The following is a 15,723-nucleotide window of genomic DNA, read 5'->3' as shown; positions in this document are numbered from 1 at the left end:
GCAGCCTGAGCGTGCCCTGAGAAGCCCGGCAGAACCTCGTATGCCCTATATAAGGACGCGCTTCGCTACCGCGCGGTCACCGTCGGTTCGCCGCAGCCGCACGACCGGCGCACGACGAGCGCGGACGGGAACTGCTTGAGCCGCTCGCGCCGGGATCCCGAGACCCGCAGCGAGTCGTCGAGGACGAGGTCCACGGCTGCCCTGGCCATCGCCGGACGGTCCGAGAAGACCGTCGTCAGCGGCGGGTCGGTCAGCCCCGCCTCCTTCACGTCGTCGAAGCCCGCCACCGCCAGCTCGCCCGGCACGTCGATGCGGAGCTCGCGCGCGGCCCGCAGCACGCCGATCGCCTGGTCGTCGGTGGAGCAGAAGATCGCCGGGGGCCTGTCGGGGCCGGCCAGCAGCTTCAGGGCCACCTGGTAGGCGTCGTAGCGGTTGTACGGGGCGTGGAAGAGCCGGCCTTCCGTGGAGCGTCCCGAGGCGTGCATCGCACGGCGCCAGCCCTCGATGTGGTCGGCGACCGGGTCGCCGACGACCGGGGTCGACTCCATGCCGCCGAGGCACGCCACGTACGCGTTGCCGTGTTCGAGGAGGTGCCGGGTGGCGAGCAGCGCTCCGCCGATGTCGTCGGTGACGACCGCGACGTCGTCGATGGCCTCGGGGCGTTCGTGCAGCAGGACGACGCGGGCGTCCCAGGCCTCTATCTCCGCCGCCGCGCGCTCGCTGGGCCCCTGGCTGACGAGGATCAGCCCGGAGACCCGCATGCCGAGGAAGGCCCGCAGGTAGTGGACCTCGCGTTCGTCGCGGTAGTCCGAATTGCCGACCAGCACCATCTTCCCGCGCTCGGCGGCGGCCTGTTCGACCGCGTGCGCCATCTCCGCGAAGAACGGCTGCCGGGCGTCCGGCACGATCATCCCTATGAGGTCGGTGCGCCGCGAGGCCATCGCCTGGGCGACCCGGTCGGGCCGGTAGCCCAGCTCCTTGATCGCGGCGAGCACCCGCTCGCGCGTGGCCGGGGCGACCGGCCTCGGTCCGTTGTTGATGACGTAGCTGACGACCGCTGTCGAGGTCCCCGCCAGTCTCGCCACATCGTCCCGCGTCACCTTGGCCACGCGCGGCAGTCTACGCGGATCGACCTACCGCTTGGCAGGCCGGACCGGCGCTTCTTCCGCGATGTCGGCCTTCGCGGAATGCTCCGAACGGGTGACCTCCTGGTCCACCGGCTTCGATGCCGCCCTGGCCTTCGCCTCCTCGGCCGCCCGGTCCACCTTCTCGGGGGTGACGAAGCGGTAGCCGACGTTGCGCACGGTGCCGATCAGCGACTCGTGCTCGGGGCCGAGCTTGGCCCGCAGCCGCCGTACGTGGACGTCGACCGTGCGGGTGCCGCCGAAGTAGTCGTAGCCCCAGACCTCCTGGAGCAGCTGGGCGCGGGTGAAGACCCGGCCGGGGTGCTGCGCGAGGTACTTCAGCAGTTCGAATTCCTTGAAGGTCAGGTCGAGGACCCGGCCCTTGAGCTTTGCGCTGTACGTCGCCTCGTCGACCGACAGGTCGCCGTTGCGGATCTCCATGGGGGAGTCGTCGGCGGTGATCTGCTGGCGGCCGGTGGCCAGCCGCAGCCGGGCCTCGACCTCGGCGGGACCCGCGGTGTCCAGCAGGACGTCGTCGATGCCCCAGTCGGCGGTGACGGCCGCCAGGCCGCCCTCCGTCACGACGAGGATCAGCGGACAGCCGGGTCCGGTGGACCGCAGCAGCTGGCAGAGCGAGCGCACCTGGGGGAGGTCGCGGCGTCCGTCGATGAGGATGACGTCGGCACCAGGGGTGTCGACGAGGGCTGGACCCTCGGCGGGGGCGACCCGCACGCTGTGGAGCAGAAGACCGAGGGCGGGGAGCACCTCCGTCGAGGGCTGAAGGGCATTCGTCAGAAGCAGCAGTGAACTCATCGCCGCCCACCTGCCTGGGTCGTCGGTCGATCGTGCACGTTCAGCTCGCCCATTACGTCGGTCCTCCTCGTTCCCTGCGAGAGGGGCACTCCCGGGTCGGACCCGGGGGAGTAGTGCGGCACTGCTTCGTACTCCCGTACGGCCGTCACCCGCGACGGCTGTCATACGGTTTTTACTGTGCGGTCCCGCGCCCGGGGGCCGCTGAGCTTGTCGAAACGCTGCCGTAACAACGCTCGGAAAGCACAAAAGGACCCGGGGGCTGCTTTGCCCGGATCCTCTTCGCAGCAGAATAACCCACATGAGTTCTGTGTCCGAGGGTCGATTCCTGAGTTCTTCTGTTCCCTCGCTCACGCGGGGGCCCCGGCGCACCACGTTGCTGACGGGTGACGGGGTCCGTATCGAGGCGGTGTACACCCCGTGTACGGCGGGTTCCGGGGGCGAGGGGGGCGGTGCATCCGGCGGGACGGCCGTCGTCCTCGCGCACGGCTTCACCGGCGCCGCGGACCGGCCGGCGCTGGTGCGGGCGGCTCAGGTGTTCGCCCAGCGTGCGGCCGTGATCACGTTCTCCTTCCGGGGTCACGGGAGGTCCGGAGGACGGTCCACGGTGGGCGACCGGGAAGTCCTGGACCTGGCTGCCGCGGTCGCCTGGGCGCGTTCCCTGGGACACCGCCGCATCGTTACGGTCGGCTTCTCGATGGGCGGGTCCGTGGTGCTCCGGCACGCGGCTCTGTATACGGCGCCGGAATCCGGAGAATTCACGGACGAGGAATCCGGGGCGGCGGAGGCCGAACGGGTGGGCCGGCGCGCTGAGGCGCATACGGCGCACGGGGGGCGCGCGCAGGCGCATTCGGGAGCGCACGGGCAGGTGGGCATGGACGCGCACACGGACGCCGTCGTCGCCGTGAGCGCTCCGGCCCGCTGGTACTACCGGGGCACGGCCCCGATGCGCCGTCTGCACTGGGTCGTCACGCGCCCGACCGGCAGGTTCGTCGGCCGCTACGGCTTCCGCACCCGGATCCACCGGGAGGACTGGAACCCGGTGCCGCTCTCGCCGGTGGAGGCGGTCCCGCTGATCACCGCGCCGCTGCTCCTCGTGCACGGCGACCGTGACCCGTACTTCCCCCTCGACCACCCGCGGATGCTGGCTGCGGCCGCGGAGGACGGGGCCGAGCTCTGGCTGGAGCGCGGCATGGGCCACGCGGAGAACGCGGCGGACGAGGGCCTGCTGACCCGTATCGCAGACTGGACGGAGTCGGCGTGATCCATGATGGACAGCTGACGTACGACGAAAGGGGTGCCGCCATGGCAGCGGGGACGATCCGCTACTGGGCCGCGGCCAAGGCCGCAGCGGGGACCGCGGAGGAGCCGTACACGGCGGAGACACTCGCCGACGCGCTCGACGGGGTGCGCGAGCGTCACCCCGGTGAGCTGACGCGCGTACTGCTCCGATGCTCGTTCCTGATCGACGGGAATCCTGTGGGGACCCGCGGTCATGAGACCGTACGGCTTGCCGAGGGCGGCACGGTCGAGGTGCTCCCGCCGTTCGCAGGAGGGTGAACCGCAGACCATGAGCAACAGCGATCAGCAGTATCCGTACGACCCGGGACACGGGCAGCAGCAGCACCAGGACCGGCAGCCCCACGACCCGGCGTACGGGCGGCAGAACCCGCAGCAGCCGGCGTACGGGCAGCAGAACCCGCAGGACCCGGCGTACGGGCAGCAGAACCCGCAGGACCCCGCGTACGGGCAGCAGAGCCCGGCGTACGGGCAGCAGGGCCCCCAGCAGTCGGCGTACGGGCAGGATCCCGCGTACGGCAACGACCCCGCGTACGGGAACGACCCCGCGTACGGGCAGCAGAACCCGCAGAGTTCGCAGGACCCGACGTACGGCCAGGACCCGGCGTACGGCCAGGACCCGGCGTACGGTCGGCAGCCGGCGCCCCACGCGCAGCAGCAGCCTCCCGTGTACCCGGAGCAGAGCGCCGCGCAGGGCGGCGACCAGGGCCTGACCCAGACGTGGCAGGGCCAGACCTGGGACACCCAGTACCAGCCGACCGTCCAGCCGCAGCACCGGGCCGCGCCGGCCGCCGCCCCCGTCGCTCCGCAGGCCGCCCAGGCCGCGTACCCGCTGCCGCCCGAGGCCCCGGCGGCACCGGCCGCTCCCGCGGCGCCCGCCCCCGCCGCCCGGACGGACGCCTCCGAGGGCTACAGCGCGCCCACCACGCTGGGCAACAGCCGGATCACCGACGCCCAGCGGGCCCGCGCCGAGGGGCGTTCGCCGGTCATCGCGCCGGGCATGCAGCCCGCCGCGATCACCGCGGGCCTCGGTCTGCTCCTGGCCCTCGGTGCCGCGATCGGGTCGTACGCCCTGCTCGTGCCCCTGGTCCTGCTCCAGGCCGTGACGGCCGCGGGATGGTTCCGGCTCAACGGCATGTGGCCGGCCAGGCAGGGCATCGCCCTGGCCTTCGCGGGCGGTGTCGTCGCGGACGCCGCGCTGCTCGCCGCGGGCCGGAGCAACGCACCGGCCGCCCTCCTCGGCACGCTCGGTGTCTGGGTGCTGCTCACCCTCGTCCTCCAGCTGCGCAGCCGTGCCGGGGCCGACGAGCGGATGTACGGCCTGACGGCCACCGTCGCGTCGGCGGCGCTCGCCGTGCTGGCCGCCGGTCACCTGGCGGCCGTCCCGGACGCGGTGACGGTGGGCGGGATCGCGGTCGCGGTGGCCGTGCTCGTCAGGGCCCTGCCGCTGCCCGGACCGGTCTCGGTCGTCGCGGCGCTGCTCGCCTCGGCGGGCGCGGGCGTGGCCGCGGGGGTGTTCACCGACTTCGGTGCGCAGGCCGCGTTCCTCGGCTTCGCCGCCGGGGGTTGCGCGCTGATCGGGCTGCGGGTCGCGAGCTACGACTACCCGTCCCGCTTCGTGCACATGACGGCCGGGGTGGCTCTGCCGCTCACGGCCGCGGCCCCCGCCGTCTATCTGATCGGCCGTGCGATCGCCTGACGTACGGGACGTTCCTGACGTTCCCTCACTTCTTTCCGGCCGGTTCCCCGTCGCCGGGGAACCGGCCGGGCCTTCCGCTCGTCGATCACTCCGGGCGCGCCGCGCAGCGGCAGTAGGCTCACGTGCACCAGAGGTCCGGCCGGTCCGAGTGGGGGAACAACAGGCATGCGCGCACTGCGAATACTGCTGATCATCGCCGTGGTGCTGGGCGGCGTCTTCGTCGCCGTGGACCGGGCCGCCGTGTATTTCGCGGAGTCGGAGGCCGAGGACCGGGTCGGGTTCGGCGGCGTCGAGACCGGTTCGACCGACGTCTCGATCAAGGGTTTCCCCTTCCTGACCCAGGTGGCGGGCTCCGAGCTCGACCGGGTCGACGTCACCGTCGAGGACATCCGCGCCAGCGCGGCCGGGCGGGAGATACGGATCAGCGAGATCCGGGCCCAGCTGCACCAGGTGACGCTGGGCGCCGGCTACACCAGTGCGACGGCATCCCGGGCGACCGGGACGGCCGTCGTCTCGTACGCGGCCCTGACCGAGGCCGCCGACGAGGGCGTCACGGTCGCGTACGGCGGCAAGGGCAAGGTCAAGGTCACCGGGTCGGTCCGCATCCCGCTGGTGGACCGGACGCTCACGCGCAGCGTGCTCTCCACGGTCACCCTGGTCGACGGCGACACCGTCAAGGTGCGCGCCGACGAGGTCCCGGGCGAGGGCATTCCCGGCCTCGAGGACCTGGTCAGGCAGAAGACCGACTTCGAGCGCGGGATCGGCGGCCTGCCGGACGGGCTGAAGCTGGAGAAGATCGAGGTGGCGCCGGGCGGTCTGGAGATATCGATGAGCGGCTCCGACGTCGAACTGGCGGGCTGACCGCCCCACTCGTGGGTGACGGAGCGGCACGGCGCGGCCGCGGATAACCCCCGGCCGCGCGGGGTAGGGGCTCCGCGGAGGCGCCCCGGACGGCTCGATCCAGATAATGAGACAGGCTTGTCCGTTCCGTAGATGTCCGTCGGGCGGAGGGTGGGCGAATCCCGGCCGGGAGGGCCTTACCGGCTCACTCCGTCTCGTATCGCGGACGATCGTGTCTCATCATCCGACACGACGGTGACATCTCCGCCCGTACCTCCCTACGATCGGATGCATGAAGCGACAGGCGGACCTCACGAAGCGGCGGGCAGTAGACCTGTGCCGCGTCGCCGCCATGCTCTGTCGCACCTTCTGAGCGGGACCCTCTCCCGTTTCCCCCGGCCCTTCGACGATGTCAGGGCCGAACCCGTGCCGTCCGTACGCGTTCCGCTCCAAGCACCTGCGCGTACACCTCGCACCCCGCACACCGCACCGCCCCGCCGCAGACTGCCCCGGAGGAGAAACACATGAGCCGCGCAGACGTTCTGGTCGACGCCGACTGGGTCGAGGCCCACATCGACGACCCGCAGGTCGCGATCGTCGAGGTCGACGAGGACACCTCGGCGTACGAGAAGAACCACATCAAGAACGCGATCCGGATCGACTGGACGCAGGACCTCCAGGACCCGGTCCGCCGTGACTTCATCGACCAGGCCGGCTTCGAGAAGCTCCTGTCCGAGAAGGGCATCGGCAACGACACGACGGTCGTCCTCTACGGCGGCAACAACAACTGGTTCGCGTCCTACGCCTTCTGGTACTTCAAGCTCTACGGCCACCAGGACGTCCGCCTGCTCGACGGCGGCCGCAAGAAGTGGGAGCTCGACTCCCGCGACCTGACCGACGCCGTCCCGGCCCGCCCGGCCGCGCAGTACAAGGCCAAGGCGCAGGACGAGTCGATCCGTGCCTACCGCGACGACGTCGTGAAGGCCATCGGCAGCCTCAACCTCGTCGACGTGCGTTCGCCCGACGAGTTCAGCGGCAAGCTGCTCGCCCCGGCGCACCTCCCGCAGGAGCAGTCGCAGCGCCCCGGCCACGTGCCGAGCGCCCGCAACATCCCGTGGTCGAAGAACGCCAACGACGACGGCACCTTCAAGTCGGACGACGAGCTCAAGGCCCTCTACGAGGACGAGCAGGTCGACCTGGCCAAGGACACCATCGCGTACTGCCGCATCGGTGAGCGCTCCGCGCTCACCTGGTTCGTGCTGCACGAGCTGCTCGGCCAGGAGAACGTCAAGAACTACGACGGCTCGTGGACCGAGTACGGCTCCCTGGTGGGCGTGCCGATCGAGCTCGGCGCCAACAAGTAAATCCACAGGACCCGATCAGCAGGACCCCGACCAGAAGGACAGAACACCATGTGTGGAGCACAGGCCGGCGGCCCCGACGCTTCGACGATCAAGCCGGGCGAGACGACCATCCAGGGCAGCGTGACCCGCGACGGCGAGCCCGTCACCGGCTACGTCCGTCTGCTGGACTCGACCGGTGAGTTCACCGCCGAGGTCCCGACCTCGGCGACCGGACAGTTCCGCTTCTACGCGGCCGAGGGCACCTGGACGCTTCGCGCCCTGGTTCCGGGCGGCACCGCCGACCGTACGGTGGTGGCGCAGACCGGTGGCCTCGCCGAGGTCGCCATCGCGGTGTAGTTCACGCGCACATACGGCCGGAGGGCCGCACCTCAGGGGGTTGGACGCCACCTGAACAGGGGTGCGGCCCTTCGTGCCGTCCGCGGTCGCGTCCGCGCCGGAGAGCCCTACGCTGGAGACATGTACGCCCGGCGCAGGCGCGTCTACTTCCTGATGATGGGCGGATGCCTTCTCCTCTTCGTGTCCGCCTGGGCCTTCGTGCGTCTGTGGTCGGTCCCGGCGGCCGTGGCCATGTGCGTGGTCGCCATGGTCATACCGCCCGTCGCGGCGATCGTCGCGAACCGGCGGGGACCGGAGGACCGCTGGTGGGACGACCCCTCACGGGGCTCCCGGCCCGGAGACCCGGGCCCGCCCGGAGAGTCGGGCCCGCCCGGAGGGTCGGGGTCCCGGGACTCACCACCTGGCGACTCCCGCCCTCGCCCGGCCGGCAAGGGGCCCACCGGCGACCCGACGTCGGACGCGTGGTGGGACGAACTCGACGGCAGGAACCGCCGGTAGGCCCTCCCTCGCCTCGGGTCAGTAGACGAGCGCCTGGGTGCCGTCCGCCATGGCCTCCTGCACGAAGACCTGGGCGCCGGCGATCCGCACCCCCTCCAGCACGTCCTTCTCGGTGATGTCCCGCCGTGCCGCGCACTGGGTGCAGAGCGTGATGCCGCCGCCCGCCAGGATCGAGTCGATCAGATCGGGCAGGGGCGCGGCGTGCGGCAGTTCGAACTCGGCGGCGCGCCCCGGCAGGGCGAACCAGGCGGACTCGCCGGTCAGCCACAGGGAGACCTCGACCCCGCTGGCGACGGCCACGGCCGCCACGGTGAAGGCCTGCGAGCAGCGCTCGGCGGCATCGGCCCCGGCGGTCACCTTGATCACGAGCTTCTTCGGCATGTACCGAACTGTAATCCTCGGTGGTGCAACCTCCCTTGTGACCTGTGGGTCAGTTGTGTGCGCAGGTAATGGAACCTGCGCCTCAGGTCTCTTGGGGGGGACCCTTTTGGAACCGAACGACACCACTTCTGACAGGTCGGTCCAGCCGCCGGCCACGGCACCGGCCACCTCGCCCACGGCACCGGCGGAGCCGCCGGCCGTGCCCGTACGCCGGCGCCCGCGCGGCCGTACGGCCCTGCTCATCGCCGCCGCTGCCCTGCTCGGCATCTCCGGCGGCACGGCGGTCGGCTACGGCATCCAGGCGCAGCGGCCCCCGTCGCAGTTGCCCGCGCTGTCGCAGACGGAGCTGGCCTACCCGGCGAAGGCGCTTCCCGCGGACAAGGTCCCGGCCCCGCTGCCCGCCTCGCAGGACCGGCAGGTCAAGACGGACGGCGACCTGCGCAAGCTGCTGATCGACCGCCCGGCGGGCTGGAGCGAGAACGAGGACGCGGACTGGCTGGACGACGGCTGGATCGGCGTGGGGGACCTCGCGCGCGGCTACAAGGAGGAAGGGCACATGTTCGAGTACCTCCAGGAGTCCGGCTTCCGCCGTGCCGCCGGGGCCGCCTGGAAGAAGGGCGAGTACCGGGAGGCGACGATCACGCTCGCCCAGTTCTCCTCCGGGACGGAGGCGGCGGCAGCCGACTACGCCGCCGGCCAGCGCGCGTACATGGCCTCGGACGAATACGCGGGCAACGAGGGCGACCTGCTCAAGGGCAGTGGAGACGGCCGCTACTACATCTACGGCGTCGACCGTGATCCCGGCTACCTGCCGTCGTACCAGGCCAGGGCCGTCGTGCACCGCGGCGACATCATGATCGAGATCGACATCTACGACACCCGGCCGATCAGCAAGAAGGACATCCGGACGCTGGCCGAGCGACAGCTGGAGCGCGTGTGAACGACATGACCCCGCCCGGGCCCTCCGACGCGGCACCGCTCGACGCCACGGACGTCGCTGACACCCCGGTCGCCCCCGTCCGGGGTGTCCGGGCCCGACGGATCCTGCTCACGGCGCTTCCCTTCGTGCTGGTGCTGGGCGCTGTCGGAGGCGCGGCCGCGTACACGAAGGTCACGGTCGACGGCGCGGACCGCACCGTGGAAACGCGCCTCTGGGACGTGTCCGACCGCAAGGCCGGCAAGGACCCCGCGGGCGACACCGGCCGGGGCCGGTCGGACACGGAGCTCAGCAAGCTGCTGCTGCCCGTACCCAAGGGCTACCGGCTCGGTCCGGACGACGGTGAGCACGGCAACGACGACGAGGTGGACGGCAGACAGGCCGTCGCCGCGATGAAGGAGTCCAGGCGGGGCCTCGCGGGCAAGGAGCGCCGGGAGTACGAGAAGCGGATCGACAAGCTCCGCGTGCAGGGCCTCGCTCTTCGCTCGTACGTCTCCGATAACAACGATCTGGAGGTGCACGCCGAGATCGTCCGGATGAAGGACAAGAACGCGGTCCGGACCTTCTACACCTTCCAGAAGGAGCTGTTCGACCTCGTCGGGATCTTCCGCGACGGCCCGAAGGTCAAGGGCCACACCCGCAGGGCGACCTGCTACCTGCAGCCCAAGGACAGCGAGAGCGGTATCGAGGACCTGGTGTGCGCGGCGTACGACGGTGAGCTGAGCATCACCTACCGGGCCACCGGCATCAAGCCCGTCGACAAGGCAGCCGTCGCCGAACTGCTGAAGGACCAGCTGGACCACATCACGTCCCCGGGGGAGTACGTATGACCGAGCAGACGGCCCCACCGGCCGACGTGGCCGTTCCCGCCACGACCGCCCTCCCGCCGGTCCCGCAGGATCCTCCGCCCCCTCCCGTGCAGACCGAGGAGCTCGCGCCCGCCGCGCCCCGCCCGCAGCGCCGCGTCCTGCGGGCCGTCCTGCGATGGACGGCCGCCGTGCTCGTCATGGGCGGGCTGGGAGCCGGCACGGTCGCCGGCATCACGTCGATGAAGCGCACCGACGTACCGGGCCTCGCCACGCGGGACGACGGGCGGTGGGACTACCCGGCGCTGACCCTGCCCGCTCTGCCCGCCGACGCGCCCCGCCCGTTCAGCGACTCCAACACCGCCGAGATCCACCACGCGGATCTGCGGCGCCTGCTGCTGCCGGTACCGGCAGGGGCCACGGTGGACAAGGAGCTCGACGGCGGCTGGGTGGACACCGCCCGGTACACCGCCGAGTACGGGAAGGATGACCGGACCGCTCTCGACCAGCACCTCGAGGACTCCGCCCTGCGGCACGTGGCCGCCCGCGGCTGGACCATGAAGGACGGCACGTCGTCCCGCGTCTATCTGCTCCAGTTCAACTCGGTGGCGTACTCCACGGCCTTCATCGACGAGATCTTCGACGAGGGCGGCTCTCTGCCGATCCCCCTCGCCGGGATGGCCGAGCCCGTGTGGGACGAGGACTGGACCGCCACGGCCGGGGCGGAATTCACGACGGCTCACGTCTACTCCGAGCCCGAGCCCTACGGCGCCGAACAGGTCCGCCACGCCTACGTCCTGGCCGGGGACACCGTCGCCCTGGTCGTCCACAGCCGCAAGGGCGGGGCCGGCGCGGAGGCGGTTCCGTTCCACCAGACGCTGATCCTCCAGAACCAGCTCCTGGGCTGAGCCGACCGGGCCGGGGCGAAGCCCCGGACCGCCGCGCCGGGCCCCCACCCATTAGGCTGGGGGCCCGGCCGCCCGCTGCCGTCATGTCGTTCGTTCCGAGGAGCTCCCGTGCTTGAGGCTTTCTTCTCCGCCCTGCTGGTCCTGGTCTGCGTCGGCGTGCTCGCCTTCGCCGCCGTGACCGTGAAGAAGCTGTACCAGGGCCAGCGCTGACCCTCGCCGAACACCTCCCGTACACCCTCACAGATCGTCTGAGCCGCTCATGATCGAGATTCCGTCCGACCTCCACCCGGACCTCGTGCCGCTGGCCTTCCTCCTGGGCAACTGGGCGGGAGCGGGCGTCTCCGACTTCCCCGGCGCCGAGAAGTGCAACTTCGGCCAGGAAGTGACCTTCAGCCACGACGGCCGCGACTTCCTCGAGTACGTCTCGCACTCCTGGGTGCTCGACGCGGAGGGCAACCAGGTCAAGCCGCTGGAGTCCGAGTCCGGCTACTGGCGCATCGACAAGGACCGCAAGGTCGAGATCGTCATGGTCCGCGACCAGGGCATCGTCGAGATCTGGTACGGCGAGCTGGCGAAGCAGAAGCCGCAGATCGACGTCGTGACCGACGCCGTGGCGCGCACCGCGGCCTCCGGGCCGTACAGCGGCGGCAAGCGGCTCTACGGTTACGTGAACAGCGACCTGATGTGGGTGGGCGAGAAGGCCACCCCCGACGTGGAGCTGCGGCCGTACATGTCGGCGCACCTGAAGAAGGTCGTCTCCCCGGAACAGGTCGCCGAGATGGCGCGGGGCCTCGGAGACCTGCCGGACGACGGCATCGCGTTCTTCAAGTAGTCGGTCCGTCCCGCCCGGATCCGGTCGGGACGTGTTCACCCCGCCCTACACTGGGGCTGTGGTGAGCACCGACTGGAAGACCGATCTTCGGCAGCGTGGCTACCGGCTGACGCCTCAGCGTCAGCTCGTCCTGGAGGCCGTCGACACCCTGGAGCACGCGACACCCGACGACATCCTCTGCGAGGTGCGCCGGACGGCGTCGGGCGTGAACATCTCCACCGTCTACCGGACCCTCGAGCTCCTGGAGGAGCTCGGGCTGGTCAGCCACGCCCACCTCGGGCACGGCGCCCCCACCTACCACCTGGCGGACCGGCACCACCACATCCACCTCGTCTGCCGGGACTGCACGGACGTCATCGAGGCCGACGTCGACGTGGTCACCGACTTCACGGCGAAGCTGCGGGCCACGTTCGGCTTCGAGACCGACATGAAGCACTTCGCGATCTTCGGACGCTGCGCCGACTGCACCGCGAAGGCCGCGGAGGCCGGCCCGCCGGAGGGGCCCGCCGCCGAGCGGTAGACCGGCCCCCTCGGGTCGTACGCTTGTCGCATGAAGAGCCCCCTGCTGTCCCTGCCCGGCGCCGTCCCCGCCGAGGGGCGCGACGAAGGCGTCGCCGCGCACTACGGCGACCTGTTCCGTGAGCAACGCACACTCGCCGACGGCAGTGGTCTCGTCGACCTCTCGCACCGCGCGGTCGTCACCGTCACCGGCGACGACCGGCTGGCCTGGCTGCACCTGCTGCTCACCCAGCACGTCAGCGATCTCGCGCCGAACCAGGCGACCGAGGCACTGATCCTCTCCGCCAACGGGCACATCGAGCACGCCCTGTACCTGGTCGACGACGGCACGACGATGTGGATGCACGCCGAGCCGGAGAGCCAGGGCGAGCTGATCGCGTACCTGGAGTCGATGAAGTTCTTCTACCGGGTCGAGGTCGCCGACCGCACCGAGGACTTCGCCGTGGTCCACCTGCCGGCCGGCTCCATCGCCGAGGTCCCTGACGGCGCGGCCGTACGGGAGACGGCCCACGGCCGCGACCTCTTCCTGCCCCGGGCCGACCTGGAGGCGTACGCCTCGGCGCACGGCCCGGTGGCCGGCATCCTGGCGTACGAGGCACTGCGCGTCGAGGCGCACCGCCCGCGTCTGGGATTCGAGACCGACCACCGAACCATCCCGCACGAGCTGGGCTGGCTCGGCAGCGCCGTGCATCTCCAGAAGGGCTGCTACCGGGGCCAGGAGACGGTCGCCCGTGTCCACAACCTGGGGAAGCCGCCGCGCCGCCTGGTCTTCCTGCACCTCGACGGCAGCGAGGTGTACCTGCCCGGCCACGGGACGCCCGTCCGGCTCGCCGCCGACGGCGAGGAGGGCCGCCAGCTCGGTTTCATCACCACCTCGGCCCGCCACCACGAGCTGGGGCCGATCGCCCTGGCACTGGTCAAGCGGAACGTGGCGGTGGACGCGGAACTGATCGCGGGTGACACCGCGGCGGCCCAGGAGACGGTCGTCGAGCCGTAGAGCGACTACGCGCGGCCGTCCAGCCGGGCTGCCCGCGCTGCTATACCTCGATCAGTACGGTGAACGGGCCGTGGTTCGTGAGCGTGACCCGCATGTCCGCCCCGAACCGGCCCGTCTCCACCTGCGCGCCGAGCGCGCGCAACTGGGCCACCACCTCGTCGACCAGCGGTTCGGCGACCTCGCCGGGCGCGGCGGCGTTCCAGGTGGGCCTGCGGCCCTTCCTGGCGTCCCCGTAGAGGGTGAACTGAGAAATGACCAAAAGCGGTGCATTAACGTCCGAGCAGGACTTCTCGCCCTCCAGGATCCGCACGCTCCACAGCTTGCGGGCGAGCTGTGCCGCCTTCTCCGCGGTGTCGCCGTGAGTGACCCCCACCAGCACACACAGTCCCTCGCCGACGATCTCGCCGACCGTCCCGGTCCCCGACGGATCGTCCGCGGCGCCCGCCACGCTGACGCTCGCGCCGTCCACTCTCTGTATCACTGCACGCATACAGACCAACCTATCTTGGGCTGAACGGGTACAGAGCACCTGCGTGAACACCCTGCGTAGTGGCACGATGCACGATGTCGGTGTGCCGACGCACCGGTCGAGGGGACGGAACATCATGACGACACAGGGAACCGGGCCATCACCCGGTGCCGTACCAGTGACACGTACAGCCGCCGGCCTGCGGCCACCCGTGCAGCGGTCCGTCGCTGCGCCCGGTCAGCTGCCCACCCCGCCACCCGTGCACCTGCCCGGAGTGGTGTCCGTGCCCGGGCAGACCGGAGGCGGTGCGGGCGGTGCGCTCGAGGGATTGGCCTCCGTGCGCCCGCAGCCCGAATTCGGCGGGCTGCGGCTTCCGGAGCTGCGCACCCTGCGCCGTGACGCCCAGCGCGACGAGGCGGACCTCAGTTACGTACGCCGTCTGGTCCAGGGGCGGATCGACATCCTGCGGGCCGAGCTCGCCCGACGGGTGGATCCCGAGTCGCCCGTGGTGGACCGGCTGTCGGAGATCCTCGCCGACACCCCCTCCGTCCACCGTTCGTCGGCGCGGCACGTCACCCTCACCACGCCGCGCAGCGACGAGTACCGGCAGCTGGCGGCGGACACCCTCGCGGAGGTCGAGCTCTCCGACCTCGACGCCCGGACGGACGAAGAGCTCCTCACCGCCATGGGACGGCTCGTCCGCTACGAGCAGCAGGTGTCCCGGCGCCGTCACCGGCTCCAGCGGACCGTGGACGATTGCAGCGCGGAGATCGCCCGCAGGTACCGTGACGGGGAAGCACAAGTAGAGGACCTGCTCGCCTGAAGCGACCCTTCCGGGGGTGGGTCACCCCGTCCCCGGAAGGCCACCCGCCGCATGACGTCCTCCATAGCCCCGTCGTCGACCCCGTCCCCCGAGCTCCCGGTCCTGGCCGAGGTCGTACGGTCCGGCTTCACCGAGGGCCACCACAGGGGGTCGCTGGTCGTCCTGGCCGCCGACGGGAGCGTGGAGCTCGCGCTCGGCGAACCGGCGGCCCCGGTCTTCCCGCGCTCGTCGAACAAGCCGATGCAGGCCGCCGCGATCCTGCGGGCCGGGCTGGACCTCTCGGAGGAGCGGCTGGCGCTGGCCGCCGCGAGCCACTCCGGGGAGCCCTTCCACCTCGACCTGGTGCGCACGATGCTCGCCGAGCACGGCCTGGAGCCGGCGGATCTGCAGACCCCGCCGGATCTGCCGCTGGACCCGGTCGAGGCCGAGGCGTACCTCGCCGCCGGCGGCGTCCGGGAGCCGCTCACCATGAACTGCTCCGGCAAGCACGCGGCGATGCTCGCCGTCTGCGTGCGCAACGGCTGGGACACGGCCACCTATCTCGACCCGGCCCACCCGCTCCAGCGGCTGGTCGGCCAGGTCGTCGCGGAGGCGGCGGGCGAGCCCGTCGCCGCGATCGGCACGGACGGCTGCGGGGCCCCGCTGATGGCGATCGGCCTGGTGGGCCTGGCCCGCGCGTTCCGTTCGTTCGTACTGGCGGAGCCGGGCACGGCGGAGCGGCGGGTCGCGGACGCCATGCGGGCGCACCCGGAGTACGTCGCGGGCACACGGCGGCCGGACACCTGGCTGATGCGGGAGGTGCCGGGCACGCTCTCCAAGATGGGCGCCGAGGCGGTCCAGGCGCTGGCCCTCCCGGACGGCAGGGCACTCGCCTTCAAGATCGACGACGGCTCCACCCGTGCCCTGGGCCCGGTGCTGGCCCGCTCCCTCGAACTGCTGGGCGTCGACGCCCCCGTGGTGTCCCGCATCGGGCGCGCTCCGCTGCTGGGCGGCGCGGCGGAGGTGGGCGCGATCCGGGCGGCGTTCTGAGCGACGGCGGGGGCCCGGCGCCGGCTCGCGCGGGCTCCGGCGGGTTGCTCGC

General features: G+C 71.6%; 20 protein-coding genes. 16 read left to right on the top strand and 4 right to left on the bottom strand.

Annotated elements, in window-relative coordinates; translation table 11 throughout:
* Positions 1-65 precede the first annotated feature (65 nt).
* Entirely contained in the window at positions 66-1,109 is a 1,044-nt protein-coding gene (locus ACFUNE_RS34720; RefSeq protein ID WP_383576438.1) for a LacI family DNA-binding transcriptional regulator, read from the bottom strand.
* A gap of 24 nt (positions 1,110-1,133) precedes the next feature.
* Complete coding sequence (locus tag ACFUNE_RS34715; protein WP_383576436.1) at positions 1,134-1,937, bottom strand: response regulator transcription factor; 804 nt, start codon at positions 1,935-1,937, stop codon at positions 1,134-1,136.
* A gap of 298 nt (positions 1,938-2,235) precedes the next feature.
* On the opposite strand from ACFUNE_RS34715, the gene ACFUNE_RS34710 reads away from it, so the two are divergent.
* From ACFUNE_RS34710 to ACFUNE_RS34675, 8 genes are all read left to right on the top strand, one after another.
* Entirely contained in the window at positions 2,236-3,198 is a 963-nt protein-coding gene (locus tag ACFUNE_RS34710; protein WP_383576435.1) for an alpha/beta hydrolase, read from the top strand.
* 41 nt (positions 3,199-3,239) lie between these two features.
* Positions 3,240-3,494 (top strand): MoaD/ThiS family protein, encoded by a 255-nt coding sequence (locus tag ACFUNE_RS34705; protein WP_360363474.1) that lies wholly within the window; start codon positions 3,240-3,242, stop codon positions 3,492-3,494.
* A 10-nt stretch (positions 3,495-3,504) separates the two neighbouring features.
* Positions 3,505-4,932 (top strand): hypothetical protein, encoded by a 1,428-nt coding sequence (locus ACFUNE_RS34700; RefSeq protein WP_383576433.1) that lies wholly within the window; start codon positions 3,505-3,507, stop codon positions 4,930-4,932.
* Positions 4,933-5,097: 165 nt separating this feature from the next.
* Complete coding sequence (locus tag ACFUNE_RS34695) at positions 5,098-5,793, top strand: DUF2993 domain-containing protein (protein WP_383576431.1); 696 nt, start codon at positions 5,098-5,100, stop codon at positions 5,791-5,793.
* A gap of 271 nt (positions 5,794-6,064) precedes the next feature.
* Positions 6,065-6,145: a putative leader peptide gene (locus ACFUNE_RS34690; protein ID WP_350310325.1), complete on the top strand. Its 81-nt coding sequence runs from the start codon at positions 6,065-6,067 to the stop codon at positions 6,143-6,145.
* A 151-nt stretch (positions 6,146-6,296) separates the two neighbouring features.
* Positions 6,297-7,136, top strand: coding sequence for a sulfurtransferase (locus ACFUNE_RS34685; RefSeq protein WP_383576429.1), 840 nt, complete (start codon positions 6,297-6,299; stop codon positions 7,134-7,136).
* Positions 7,137-7,184: 48 nt separating this feature from the next.
* Positions 7,185-7,472: a DUF1416 domain-containing protein gene (locus ACFUNE_RS34680; RefSeq protein WP_014154938.1), complete on the top strand. Its 288-nt coding sequence runs from the start codon at positions 7,185-7,187 to the stop codon at positions 7,470-7,472.
* A gap of 120 nt (positions 7,473-7,592) precedes the next feature.
* On the top strand, positions 7,593-7,970 hold the full coding sequence (locus ACFUNE_RS34675; protein WP_383576427.1) for a DUF3099 domain-containing protein: 378 nt from the start codon (positions 7,593-7,595) through the stop codon (positions 7,968-7,970).
* Positions 7,971-7,988: 18 nt separating this feature from the next.
* Here the strand turns inward: ACFUNE_RS34675 and ACFUNE_RS34670 are convergent, their stop codons facing one another.
* Positions 7,989-8,351 (bottom strand): DsrE family protein, encoded by a 363-nt coding sequence (locus ACFUNE_RS34670; protein ID WP_383576425.1) that lies wholly within the window; start codon positions 8,349-8,351, stop codon positions 7,989-7,991.
* A gap of 106 nt (positions 8,352-8,457) precedes the next feature.
* Here ACFUNE_RS34670 and ACFUNE_RS34665 point away from each other — a divergent pair, with 106 nt between their 5' ends.
* The 6 genes from ACFUNE_RS34665 (at position 8,458) to ACFUNE_RS34640 (ending at position 13,350) form a co-directional block, all read left to right on the top strand.
* Positions 8,458-9,291: a hypothetical protein gene (locus ACFUNE_RS34665; protein WP_383576423.1), complete on the top strand. Its 834-nt coding sequence runs from the start codon at positions 8,458-8,460 to the stop codon at positions 9,289-9,291.
* Complete coding sequence (locus ACFUNE_RS34660; protein WP_383576422.1) at positions 9,288-10,118, top strand: hypothetical protein; 831 nt, start codon at positions 9,288-9,290, stop codon at positions 10,116-10,118. The genes ACFUNE_RS34665 and ACFUNE_RS34660 overlap by 4 nt, the downstream gene beginning before the upstream one ends.
* The gene (locus ACFUNE_RS34655; RefSeq protein WP_383576420.1) at positions 10,115-11,002 is read left to right on the top strand and encodes a hypothetical protein; all 888 of its coding nucleotides are present in this window, start codon (positions 10,115-10,117) and stop codon (positions 11,000-11,002) included. Before ACFUNE_RS34660 ends, ACFUNE_RS34655 begins: the two co-directional genes overlap by 4 nt.
* Positions 11,003-11,261: 259 nt before the next feature.
* Positions 11,262-11,834: an FABP family protein gene (locus ACFUNE_RS34650; protein ID WP_329231232.1), complete on the top strand. Its 573-nt coding sequence runs from the start codon at positions 11,262-11,264 to the stop codon at positions 11,832-11,834.
* 58 nt (positions 11,835-11,892) lie between these two features.
* Complete coding sequence (locus ACFUNE_RS34645; RefSeq protein ID WP_383576418.1) at positions 11,893-12,354, top strand: Fur family transcriptional regulator; 462 nt, start codon at positions 11,893-11,895, stop codon at positions 12,352-12,354.
* Between the two features lie 30 nt (positions 12,355-12,384).
* Positions 12,385-13,350 carry a YgfZ/GcvT domain-containing protein gene (locus ACFUNE_RS34640; protein WP_383576416.1) on the top strand — a complete coding sequence of 322 codons (966 nt, stop codon included), beginning with the start codon at positions 12,385-12,387 and terminating at the stop codon, positions 13,348-13,350.
* A 40-nt stretch (positions 13,351-13,390) separates the two neighbouring features.
* Here ACFUNE_RS34640 and dtd read toward each other — a convergent pair whose 3' ends face one another.
* Positions 13,391-13,840 (bottom strand): D-aminoacyl-tRNA deacylase, encoded by a 450-nt coding sequence (dtd, locus tag ACFUNE_RS34635; protein WP_383576414.1) that lies wholly within the window; start codon positions 13,838-13,840, stop codon positions 13,391-13,393.
* A 115-nt stretch (positions 13,841-13,955) separates the two neighbouring features.
* On the opposite strand from dtd, the gene ACFUNE_RS34630 reads away from it, so the two are divergent.
* Together ACFUNE_RS34630 and ACFUNE_RS34625 are read left to right on the top strand one after the other, a co-directional pair.
* Positions 13,956-14,642 carry an ABC transporter substrate-binding protein gene (locus ACFUNE_RS34630; protein WP_383576412.1) on the top strand — a complete coding sequence of 229 codons (687 nt, stop codon included), beginning with the start codon at positions 13,956-13,958 and terminating at the stop codon, positions 14,640-14,642.
* A gap of 51 nt (positions 14,643-14,693) precedes the next feature.
* Complete coding sequence (locus tag ACFUNE_RS34625; RefSeq protein ID WP_383576410.1) at positions 14,694-15,671, top strand: asparaginase; 978 nt, start codon at positions 14,694-14,696, stop codon at positions 15,669-15,671.
* The last annotated feature ends 52 nt before the right edge of the window (positions 15,672-15,723 follow it).

The sequence above is a fragment of the Streptomyces sp. NPDC057287 genome (assembly GCF_042667905.1).
Lineage (GTDB): Bacteria > Actinomycetota > Actinomycetes > Streptomycetales > Streptomycetaceae > Streptomyces.
Note: the sequence above shows the minus strand (reverse complement) of the source record. Positions and strands in the feature narration are given on the sequence as shown.